Genomic DNA, 11,338 nt, shown 5'->3' on the forward strand with positions numbered 1-11,338 from the left:
AAAACTAACATGTTAGATTCTAAATATTTACGTCAAGATGTCGAACAAACTGCAGCACGTTTAGCCGCACGTGGTTATGAACTAGATGTAGCGGTAGTGACTGAACTTGAAGAAAAACGCAAAACATTACAAGTAAAAACGCAAGAACTTCAAAGTCAACGTAACGCCAGTGCTAAAGCCATTGGTCAAGCAAAAGCAAAAGGCGAAGATGCGCAGCCATTGCTAGACGCAGTTGCTAACTTAGGCAGCGAATTAGACGCAGCTAAAGCTGAGCAAGACGAAGTGTTAGAAGCAATTAAACAAATTGCCTTAGCAATTCCAAACTTACCTGACGAGTCGGTACCAGAAGGCGCTGACGAAGACGACAACGTAGAAATTTTAACGTGGGGCACCCCTAAAAAGTACGATTTTGAAGTTAAAGACCACGTTGATGTAGGGCAAGACCTAAACGGCCTAGACTTTGAAATGGGCGTTAAAATTAGTGGCGCACGCTTTACCGTAATGCGCGGCCAAGTAGCGCGTATGCACCGTGCACTTACCCAATACATGCTAGACACCCACACAGACAAAAACGGCTACACAGAAATGTATGTACCGTACTTAGTTAATAGCGCAAGCCTTTACGGCACCAGCCAATTACCTAAGTTTGCCGGCGATTTATTCCACACATTAGGCCTAGTGAACGATGATGGCGAGCAACAAGCTGGTTTTAGCTTAATTCCTACGGCAGAAGTACCGCTTACCAACAGCGCACGTGATGAAATTTACGAAGAAAGCGATTTACCAATTCGCTTAACAGCGCACACGCCATGTTTTAGAAGTGAAGCAGGCAGCTACGGTCGCGATACTCGCGGTTTAATCCGTCAGCATCAGTTTGATAAAGTTGAACTAGTTCAGCTTGTAAAACCAGAAGATTCAATGCAAGCGCTTGAAGAGCTAACAGGCCATGCTGAGCAAATTTTACAAGCACTAGAGCTACCATACCGTAAAGTGATTTTATGTATGGGCGACATGGGCTTCGGCGCAGCAAAAACATACGATTTAGAAGTATGGTTACCAGCGCAAGACACGTACCGCGAAATTTCATCATGTTCAAACATGGTCGATTTCCAAGCACGCCGTATGCAAGCACGTTTTCGTCGTGAAGGCGCTAAAAAACCAGAGCTTTTACACACACTAAACGGTTCAGGTTTAGCGGTTGGCCGTACACTTGTAGCCATACTAGAAAACTACCAACAAGCCGACGGCTCTGTAGTAGTACCAGAAGTATTACGCCCATACATGGGTGGACTTGAAGTGATTGGGAAAGCTTAAAGTACTAGCTGTAAGCTGTCAGTTTTTAGCTATAAGCTCTAGAAAGAAAGCCGCTGTTTGTAATGAACGGCGGCTTTTTTGTGGATAAAAAGTTAAAGGTTCAAGGAGAAAGGCTCAAGGCGAGAGAAAAAGTCTAAGTTTTATTAGTCCATTACTCTTTTTTCCAATATTACTGTTCTCCACCATTTTGGTGTTTTTCTACATTCCGTAAATTTAGGTGAGAGGTAACTAATTGTTTACATGTGCTTATTCGCTAGTTACATTAGACTAATTGTAATATTTAGATATTTGTCGGTTTATAAAACGACAAATGTAGGATACAGAGTTGTTAGGCATTAGGAGAGTATATGGACATTTTTTCCCTAGCTGTTGGATTTGTCGTTGGCGGTTTTACCGGTGCAGCGGGCACTTTTTATGGTAATAAATTTACAGATCAACGACGCAGAAAGGAAAACACAAAAGCGGAGTTCAACCAATGGGAATCTCTCAAACTAAAATTTCCAACAATCATTGAAGAGATGATTGAGGACGTAAAGAATCCTGATTTCGCTGGTGTACGCACTTTTTTTATTAAATGTAGCCGGACTTCAGTGAATAAATCTGAGCCAAGTTTCGAATACCACACTGATATACATCCAGAATTAAACGCTGCGATTCTATATATGCAAGACTTAGGGTACATTGAAGATATTACGCCTAAGAATTGCCCTAAATATCGATTCTATGAGCATTTCTACGACTTGTTGAAAAATGCCTAACAAACGCATCAAACCTGACTCCGCAAGCAGGCCAATTTTTTGCAAAACACACGGCGCAAAAATAAAACCAAAGTGGTCAAATCTTGACTTCAGACATCAGAACTTAAATTCACAAAAGCGCAGCGTCTCTTATCCTCTTTGTGAATAAATATCTTCATTAAAAAGTACTCAGATAACAATTGAGCGTAATTAGTTAAGTTCTAACTATTTGTTAAATATTAAATTTTCTTTGGATTTTTCTTCCTTATAACTTACTCTATGTACCTCATTGGCAGATTAATAAGTTGGCGTCATATGCCAAAGGATATTTATGAGTACTAAAAGTAGACGATTACGTAAGAAATTGTATTTAGATGAATTTGCTATTCTAGGTTTTGAATTTACTTGTAATTTAAATGTAACAGAGGAAGAGTTTGATTTATTGCTAGATGAGCTTTTAGAATTTATTGATAAAAGAAAACTTTGTATTGCTGGTGGAGGTGACTGTAAGTCATTCAGTGGTTTTATTTGTTCTGTTAATCGTTATGGTTCGGCGACTAATCAAGATAGAGCAGACGTTGAGCTTTGGTTAAAGTCTAAAGAAAACATTTCAAATATTGTTGTTAGTCAATTAGTTGATGCAAACTACGGAGTGTAATGATTTATTTAAAGATTATTTGGTTGCACAACAGAATTAGCAAATCTTAACTCCACACATCAAAACTTAAATCTTATTGCGGCTTAATTTAAGTCGCTATTTTGCATATTAAGCACAGCGTGATAAATCGGGTTGTCCCAAGTAAATCCATTATCTTTTTGTCGGATGGCGTGGCTTCGCCACTTATCCGACCTACGTTAAAAGGTAGGTTGGTTAAGCCAAAGGCGCCACCCAACAGAGTTCTAATTTAGATGACACAAGTTAAGAAGTTAATTAAGGTAGTAACTTAGTTTATGTGTTTATAACCCTATAAAAGCGGCTAAATTGTCATGAATGTCATTAGTAACACTACAATAATCACTGACTCATTAGCTTCGTGGTATAAGAGCCAGTCGACGTTTGAATTTCAAGGTCATGACATTGCATATCATGTGCAAGGGGAGGAGGGCGCGCCGTGTTTATTACTGATCCATGGTTACCCAACGGCAAGTTGGGATTGGCATAATCAATGGGCTGCGCTCACTCAACACTTTAAGGTATTTACTCTGGATATGCTGGGTTTTGGTTTTAGTGATAAACCGCAAAATGTTACCTACACCATTAGTATGCAAGCGGATTTACTGACTCATTTTTTAAAGCTTTTCAATGTAAAAGCAGCGCATATTTTAAGCCACGATTACGGTGATACGGTAGCGCAAGAGCTACTTGCTAGAAGCAACTTAAATGAAGCACATGCCATAAAAATACAAAGCATTTGCTTTCTTAACGGCGGGTTATTTCCAGAAACACATAAACCGGTATTATTGCAAAAGCTGTTACTTAGCCCTATAGGTGCTTTAGTGTCGCGACTTGCGAACTATAAAAGCTTTAAGCGTAACTTTGATAATATATGCGCTACGCCCCTTGCTGAAAAAGAGCTCAAGGAGTTGTGGCAGTTAATTGCATACAAACAGGGCAAGCCAGTCATGGCAAAACTGATTTATTACATCACAGAGCGTAAATTACATCGCGCTCGTTGGGTGAGCGCTTTACAACAAGCAGATGTACCCATGCGGTTAATTTGCGGTATGGACGACCCCGTTTCGGGTCGTCATATGGTTAAACGTTATCGCGAATTAATCATTAATCCAGATATTATTGAACTAGAAGGGGTAGGCCATTACCCGCAATTAGAACAACCAATTCAAATAACTCAGTCATTTTTTGAGTTTCATAATTTTAAATAAATGACTAATTTGGCGTTACCAGCATCAGCTTTGCCTCTTTGCCATCCGTTAATATCGCTACATTACCTTCAGCAGTAACAAATACATCTCTGAGCCTACCTGTAGCCTCTGGGAAAATATGCGACTGGGTGTATTCACTATCTGCTAAATTAACACTGTAGAGCTTTTTATCGACTAATGTAGTAATAAGCACGTGACGTTGCAGTGAAGGGAAGGCTGTATGCATAGAACCATAATATGCCATGCCTGATGGCGCAATTGAAGGCGTCCAATCTACGGTTGGTTTAGCCATTCCGGGGTAGTCTCTAAAGGGGGAAATACGTGCTTGTGAATAATCGTCGCCGTTAGTGATTACCGGCCAGCCGTAATTGGTGCCAGCTGTTAAATAGTTGAGCTCGTCGCCGCCTGCGGGGCCGTGTTCGTGACTAATAATTTGCTTGGTATCATCATCGTATACTAAACCTTGTAGGTTCCGATGGCCAAGTGAATAAATGGCATGCGCGTTAGCGTTTTCATGTTTAATAAACGGGTTATCGGTTGGAATAGTGCCATTTAAATTAATTCGTAGCACTTTACCTAATTGGCTGGTTATAACTTGTGCTTGCTCGCGGTAGTCAAAGCCATCACCACTTGAAAACAGTAAGCTATTATCGGGCAGTACAAGCGCGCGGCCAGAGTAATGCTGCGGTGTGCCCTTATCGGTGGCGACTCTATAAATAATTTTTGGTGCTGAAAATTGCTCGCCATCAAACTTAGCTTTGGCAATAACGAGCCTGTTTGCATCAAGCTCACCTTGAGCATAAGTGAATATAATTTCTTTTGATTCACTGTAATTGGGCGAAAGCACTATGTCGAGTAAACCGCCTTGCCCTGCAACGTACAAGCCCTCGAAATCTAGTTTAACTCGGGTTTGTTGGTTGTTTTTAATGATGACAACATGGCCATCACGCTCGGTGATTAACCAGGTATGGTTTGGGAGTTTAACCATGCTCCACGGTGAATTGAGGCCTGTTGCTAAGGTGCTGGTAGTGTATTGCTGTTTTGGGAGCTCGGCACTGGCGTTACACGAAAACACTAAAAGCGAGAGTAGCGTAATACAACGTAGAGATTGTTTACCCTGCAAGCCTTTGCTAGTGTAAGGAAAAAGTTTCATTTTAAGTTGAGATAACCATGCAATTTTTAACACGTATACTCCCTTCATTTTTAGTTTCTTGGTTACTTACATTCACTCTTGCTAGCTTGTTTCATAGCCAATACGTTGTCAATCAATTAGTTAATGTAGGTGTAATGGTGGGCTTTAATGATCGTGTTAATTTAACCTTTGAAGATTGGCTCGGATTACTACCCACTTACGGCGCTATTATAGCCATTGCATTGAGTTTTGCATTTTTAGTGACTTGGTTTATTGCGAAAAAGCTTAAAAATCAGGGGGTACAATTATTTGTAATTGCGGGTGTGGTAGCGTTTGCAACGGCGTTAATTGCTATTGAGTCAATTATGAATATTACTATTATTGCAGGCGCAAGAGGCTGGGGTTTTTATGCGCAATTACTTGCTGGTGCAGTAGGGGGTTATGTATTTGCAAAACTCATTAAGGCAAATAAGCAAAAGACAGAGCATCACGGTTTTTAAGTGAGTATTGGTCTGCAATGAAAAAAGCCGCTGCACATGATGCAGCGGCTTTTTTATGTATAAATTACCTAGTGATATCAAAAAATCAAACTAAAAAGTTTATAACCACTTAAGCCAAAAATAAGCACTAACACCGGTAAAGTAAATAGATTTACCAGCAGTGAGTTGGTGTATTTGCCCATTACTGTTTTTTGGTTAACCAGCCACACTAGGTAGGTGGTTACAATAGGCAGTAATAAGCCATTAGCGGCTTGGGCAAAAATTATCACGGCAACAGGGTCTAAACCCAGTGAGGCCACCGCCGCACCAAATAATAAAATAACAATGGCAACGCTTTTAAAGCGAGTGTTATCCATTTTATTTGACCAACCTAACATCCCACACACTGCGTAGGCACCGGCAAGGGGGGCCGTGATTGCGCTTGTTAAGCCTGCGGCAAATAAACCAATAGCAAAAAAGTAATGGGCGGCATCACCTAGTAAGGGTTCAAGCTGCACCGCCATATTAGCAGCGCTAATTTGCCCTGCATCTGTGCCATAAAATGCCACTGACGCGGTTGATAAAATAGCTAGCGTGATCACGCCACCTAAGGTGATAGACACACCGGTATCGATGTTGGTTTCTTTAATCACCTTTTGTTTATCGCTTTCGCTGTCATGGCGGGCAGCAAGCACACCCGAATGTAAAAATAAGTTGTATGGCACTATGGTAGTGCCTACCAATGCTAATACTGTGGTGACTGAGCCCTCTGGCATGCTAGGAATAAAGCCTGCTAACACATCACTGAGCGAGGGAGCCGCCATAACAAGCGTAGAGATAAACACTAGGCTCATTAAAATCACTAGTAAAATAAGCGCATTTTCAACAACTTTGTGTTTACCGCTATAAAGTAGTATGGCACTTAAAAATGCAATCAGTGGCGTCCAAAGTTGGGCATTTACCTGAGGGAATATTTCAATTAATCCCATGCTGGCACCGCTTAAATTACCAGCCTCGTAGGCGGCACTGCCAACACCAATGGCGCTGATCACTAAAAATATAGCGAGAGATTTAAATAGGGGAGTTTCAATATGGGCTCTTAGTGCTTGTGCTAAGTCTTGCCCAGTGGCTACGCCTAGGCGCGCCGCCATAGATTGTAATAATATGGTGGCAATTACTGAAAATAGTAATGTCCATATTAGTGCAAAACCAAAGTTTGCACCCGCTACGCTCGCGGTGGTAATAGTCCCTGGTCCAATGAAGGCAGCGGTGACGAGTAGTCCTGGTCCTAATCGCATAGTTTGACCCTAATAGTGCTTTTTATATTTCTATTTAAAGTTACACCTAACGTTTGTTTAACGTGATGCCTGTAATATTGCTGCCACTTATACTAAGTGCCTTGCAGCATTAGCCGCCCCTTGGCTTTGCCTTTTTTGATAACCATATGTTAAAAAAGGTCGCGTAGCATACCAACTTGTATATAAATTTAAAGGGGATAGGTTTCGTTTGCTTAAACTTTAAACTATTTAATTGGTTTTAGTTGTTATCAAGCTTTGGCACTCAGCAAAAATCTTATATGATGTTGACAATAGCACACAATATAAACTTTCAAAGGCGACCATTATTAGTGACTGTAATACATCACCTTTAACTGATAACTCAGAACAATCCCCTGAGATGATGATAACCAATTCAACATTAAAAATAGCCACATTTAACCTGTTTAATTATCTTGAGCCACCTAATGCTTATTATGAGTTTGAGCGGATATATACCGCAGAGCAATGGGCAAAAAAACAGCGCTGGATTATTGATTATTTAACCGAGCATCAGCCCGATGTAATTGGCTTTCAGGAAGTGTTTAGCATTGAGTCGCTTAAAGAATTAGTAAAGCAGCAAGGTTATGCGCACTTTGCTGTGGTGGATGAGCCACAGGTAATAGATGATTTTATTTATAAACGCCCCGTTGTTGCAATAGCAGCAAAATACCCCATCGTTGAAGTAGCGAGCGTTAAACACGACTATGAGCTTGCCAATACTTTAGGTTTAACTGAAGATTTTGCCTTTAGTCGTAAAGTTCTTAGAGCCACAATAAATTTGCCGCATATCGGTAATACCGATTGCTATGTGGTGCATTTTAAATCTAAACGGTCATCAATTGAGATTGATGAAACTAATAAAGAGCTAACCGCTGAAAAAAACATTATTGAAATTTTAAAAGCGAATGTAGCGGGTGGCTGGGGCTCAACTATTCAGCGCGGTAGTGAAGCAACATTGCTGATGATAGAAATGATAAGTCGTCGTGAGGCCACGCAACAGCCTATGATACTAATGGGAGATTTTAATAACGACCTAGCTGATGGCGTTTTAAGCCATTTATTAACCAATACACTGCGTTTTGCCCCCACGTTTGATAGTAAAACCTACCTTGCAAAATATTGTCTTAACGATGCGTGGCAGTTATTTACAAAGTTAAACGATGATTGCGAGCCTGATGAAGTAGCTAGTGAGCCAATAAAAGGTGTTACCGATAAAGATAGCCAAGGTTTAAAACCACGACGAAAAGCAACACATTACTTTGGCGCAAGCAGCTCTGTGCTTGATTATATTTTGCTATCTTGTGAGTTTGATTCTGGCTATGACGACAGCTTTTTTGAAGTAAGCGATTATCATACTTACGATCGTCATTTAATTAACCCACAATTTGAGCGCGACGATTTAAGTACCGATCACGGTGTAGTTTGTATCACGCTTAAACTGAGGGAGTAATGATTAACTCACCACTGTTTAGTTACCAAGCCAAACAGTGGCGAGTCGCTATTTACTGACGAGGGTTAATTTCTAAAGGTGATAAGGTAATGGTGGCATTACTACTTGCGCCTTTATAACCTTGATACTCTTTGTTTTCAAACAGCGTGTAAAAAACATCGACATAATCATCATTATTGGTAAACCATTCATCAGGCATTGCTTTAAGTAACTCATTAGTGAGTTTGGGAATAATAGTATAGCCCTGTGCTTGTAAATCAGGGATGCTTGCCATTACTTGCTCTGATATTTCTAATAACTTCATTGCTAAGGTTTTATAATTTGTGTTGTCATCTTGCTCCATTAAAAGCAAATCAACTGCCTGCCAACGATAGCGTTGCCAATGAATTAAAACCTGATTTGGGCTGTAATTGGTTTGGTCATGATCTAAATAAGGCAAATCAACAATATCTAATATTGGTTCATCTCTGCTAGGATCGATCCCCGTAACAATGGCATAAACCTCTGCTTTTCCTGAAATCCAAGGCTCTTTATCATCCTCTAAGTGTATTTTTTTCAGCACGCTAGTTTGTAATGGCTGCTCATTACTTAATTGATTTTGTGGGCTAACCATTTTTTTGCTGAGCTTATTAGCAGATAAAATTCCTTTCATTACTGCAATACCCGCATCCTGTACTTTTTGTTGATCTAACTCCACAATAAAAACAGGTTGGGTTGGCATTTGGTCAACACTCAAGTAATGAATGTCACCAAACTGATCGAACGCTTCAATCTCGCTCCATTGGCTATCGTCACCAGCGGGTGTAAATGCGAATAAAGGGCTTTCTCCTTGTTGCCAATCAGTAAGCATGGTTTTGCTAGCTAAACGTACTTGTAACAAGCTTCCTGTATTGTTAGGTAAGCCTTTAAGCTGTTGTAAGGCACTATTTGCCTGACTTATATCACGTTGTGTATGCCGTGCTACTGTTGATAACTGATCAGCATTTAAAACTAAGTTATATTTATTTACTGATTGTTTTAAATCAGCATTCAACACTGAATAATTAAGTGCTACTTGCTTTGCGAAATTACGCTTAATAGTTGCTACGTTTTTGTATTGAGCTTGCTGTACCAAGCTTTCTGCATTTTCAATATGAGCTTGAGCTGAAAAAGCAGGTACTGATATAAAGTTCAATAATGCCGCTGTAGCTAAAGATTTGGTTATTTTATTTTTCATACAAATTCCGCCGTTCCGTTTCTAGTAACACTATAAAACAATACTTAGAATAAATGCTCAAGTTAAATTTATAAAATACGTAATTAGTATTAATGTTGGCTTGCGGTTTGATATACATTACATAAACACCGTAATTTTTATATAAAGCAGGAATCTATTACAAAAAATGTATTTTTTATAAAATAATTTATATACATATCAGTGGTTTAAATTTGGCTTAATAGTTGCTGTAACAATTACTCTAATAACAACACAAAGGATTAAACAATGACCGATATTGCACACTCTGCGTTTGTAGCATTTTATCTGTATTTAATTATGGTTTTAGTGCAGTGGGCCGTGGCGACGTTTAGTAAGGCTAAACAACCCGGTGCCGTGCCAGGGAAAATTGATAAAGAGCTATCTCATGGGAGCTTTATATTTAGGGCACATCGTACTTTTCATAACACCTTAGAAAACAGTGCACTGTTTATAGGAACGGTTTTATTTGCTTTTGTGATGAATTACCACAGCTCGGTATTTGCAATATGTATTTGGGTATATGTGATTGCACGTTTAATTCATATGGCACTTTATTACGCGATAGCCACCGAGAAAAACCCAAGCCCGCGTAGTTACTTCTTTTTAATCGGTGTGATTGCAAACATTGTGATGTTAGTGCTGTTAGGACTGCGATTAGCCAGTTAATTAAATGATTAAAGCGAAAAGCAGACAGTCCCTAGCTTTTCGCTTACTTATTTTATTGGGCTGGCTTTGTTTTTCGGGTCACCATAAAACACATTAATGAGCCTAATGTCACTAACACAACGCCTTGCCAAAATGCGTTGGTGAGCGATATTGACAAGTAAATAGAGGCAAATAGCGTAGACAATACAGGAATAAAGTAAGACAAGGTGCCTAACAACACTAGGTTACCGCCAATGATTGCTTGGTTCCACAATGCGTAACCTCCACCAATAACCACACCTGCTAATACTAAGGTCAAGCTAGAATCTAGGCTAAACTCAAAGCTGGGTTCATTACTCAATCCGTAACTTATCCATAAAGAGATTGCCGTGGCTGCAAAAAATACACTAATGGCATTTTTACCCTCGCTAAGTTTTACCGTTACACTGCAATACACAGCCCAAATAAACGCCGCTGCAAACGCCATAGAGTAGGGTAATGGATTGTCACTTATATTAGCGGTTAATACTCCTACAGATAAACCACTATCACCTGCAATGCACCATGCAACGCCTAAAAACGCAATCAGTATGCTCGGGTAGACTAATACGCTTACTTTAGTACGGTTAACAATAATCGATAATAAAATAGTTAACGCTGGCCAAAGGTAGTTAATAATTGCCATTTCTAACGCTTGCTGGCGACTATTTGCAAAGCCAAGCGATAAAGCTAAACATATTTCGTAAATAACAAATAAGCTGCCACCAAAGACTAAATACCGTTTTGGATAATTGCTTAGCTTTGGTACACCCATGACTAACATTAAAAAAATCGCACTGACGCTATAAATCAAAGCGGCACCGCCAATTGGGCTAAATAATTCTGATAAATCACGAATAAAGGCAGTTAAACTGCTCCAAAGTAAAATAGCGAGCACTCCATAAAGGGTGTATTTATGTTTGCTTAATAAAGACATGGTGAATTGCCTGATGAATGATAAAAAAGTCAGTCGCGAATGTGACATTTTAAAAATAGTGAGGCAAGAGGTAGATTATAAAATTCGACTAAAAGGCTATAAATAGCGTTTAAAATCAATAAATAAGTTAACTTTTAGTAAACAAGAGCAGGCTATAATGATAGC

11 protein-coding genes are annotated in these 11,338 nt (G+C 39.5%); 7 read left to right on the forward strand and 4 right to left on the reverse strand.

Annotation, left to right across the window (positions count from 1 at the left end):
* Nucleotides 1–9: 9 nt before the first annotated feature.
* From serS to B1F84_RS06445, 4 genes are all read left to right on the forward strand, one after another.
* Complete coding sequence (gene serS / locus B1F84_RS06430) at nucleotides 10–1,314, forward strand: serine--tRNA ligase (protein WP_024601694.1); 1,305 nt, start codon at nucleotides 10–12, stop codon at nucleotides 1,312–1,314.
* Between the two features lie 347 nt (nucleotides 1,315–1,661).
* A complete protein-coding gene (locus tag B1F84_RS06435; RefSeq protein WP_076920938.1) occupies nucleotides 1,662–2,072 on the forward strand; it encodes a hypothetical protein in 411 nt (136 codons plus the stop codon).
* A 310-nt stretch (nucleotides 2,073–2,382) separates the two neighbouring features.
* Nucleotides 2,383–2,709, forward strand: a complete 327-nt coding sequence (locus B1F84_RS06440; RefSeq protein WP_131690911.1) for a 50S ribosome-binding protein YggL — start codon at nucleotides 2,383–2,385, stop codon at nucleotides 2,707–2,709.
* A gap of 329 nt (nucleotides 2,710–3,038) precedes the next feature.
* The gene (locus B1F84_RS06445; protein ID WP_131690912.1) at nucleotides 3,039–3,935 is read left to right on the forward strand and encodes an alpha/beta hydrolase; all 897 of its coding nucleotides are present in this window, start codon (nucleotides 3,039–3,041) and stop codon (nucleotides 3,933–3,935) included.
* A gap of 4 nt (nucleotides 3,936–3,939) precedes the next feature.
* On the opposite strand, the gene B1F84_RS06450 is transcribed toward B1F84_RS06445, so the two are convergent.
* Nucleotides 3,940–5,121 carry a PQQ-dependent sugar dehydrogenase gene (locus tag B1F84_RS06450; protein WP_131690913.1) on the reverse strand — a complete coding sequence of 394 codons (1,182 nt, stop codon included), beginning with the start codon at nucleotides 5,119–5,121 and terminating at the stop codon, nucleotides 3,940–3,942.
* Here B1F84_RS06450 and B1F84_RS06455 point away from each other — a divergent pair.
* On the forward strand, nucleotides 5,106–5,567 hold the full coding sequence (locus tag B1F84_RS06455; protein WP_131690914.1) for a hypothetical protein: 462 nt from the start codon (nucleotides 5,106–5,108) through the stop codon (nucleotides 5,565–5,567). The two genes, B1F84_RS06450 and B1F84_RS06455, sit on opposite strands and share 16 nt — an antisense overlap.
* A gap of 77 nt (nucleotides 5,568–5,644) precedes the next feature.
* On the opposite strand, the gene B1F84_RS06460 is transcribed toward B1F84_RS06455, so the two are convergent.
* Nucleotides 5,645–6,844, reverse strand: a complete 1,200-nt coding sequence (locus tag B1F84_RS06460; protein ID WP_131690915.1) for an Nramp family divalent metal transporter — start codon at nucleotides 6,842–6,844, stop codon at nucleotides 5,645–5,647.
* 421 nt (nucleotides 6,845–7,265) lie between these two features.
* Here B1F84_RS06460 and B1F84_RS06465 point away from each other — a divergent pair, with 421 nt between their 5' ends.
* Complete coding sequence (locus B1F84_RS06465; RefSeq protein ID WP_131691908.1) at nucleotides 7,266–8,315, forward strand: endonuclease/exonuclease/phosphatase family protein; 1,050 nt, start codon at nucleotides 7,266–7,268, stop codon at nucleotides 8,313–8,315.
* Nucleotides 8,316–8,367: 52 nt separating this feature from the next.
* On the opposite strand, the gene B1F84_RS06470 is transcribed toward B1F84_RS06465, so the two are convergent.
* Nucleotides 8,368–9,531: a DUF3103 family protein gene (locus B1F84_RS06470; protein ID WP_131690916.1), complete on the reverse strand. Its 1,164-nt coding sequence runs from the start codon at nucleotides 9,529–9,531 to the stop codon at nucleotides 8,368–8,370.
* A 267-nt stretch (nucleotides 9,532–9,798) separates the two neighbouring features.
* Between B1F84_RS06470 and B1F84_RS06475 the strand changes: the two genes are divergently transcribed.
* Entirely contained in the window at nucleotides 9,799–10,218 is a 420-nt protein-coding gene (locus B1F84_RS06475; RefSeq protein ID WP_076920094.1) for an MAPEG family protein, read from the forward strand.
* 52 nt (nucleotides 10,219–10,270) lie between these two features.
* Here the strand turns inward: B1F84_RS06475 and yddG are convergent, their stop codons facing one another.
* Nucleotides 10,271–11,173 (reverse strand): aromatic amino acid DMT transporter YddG, encoded by a 903-nt coding sequence (gene yddG, locus B1F84_RS06480; protein ID WP_131690917.1) that lies wholly within the window; start codon nucleotides 11,171–11,173, stop codon nucleotides 10,271–10,273.
* Between the last annotated feature and the right edge of the window lie 165 nt (nucleotides 11,174–11,338).

The organism is Pseudoalteromonas sp. DL-6 (assembly GCF_004328665.1).
In the GTDB taxonomy this organism is placed as follows: domain Bacteria; phylum Pseudomonadota; class Gammaproteobacteria; order Enterobacterales; family Alteromonadaceae; genus Pseudoalteromonas.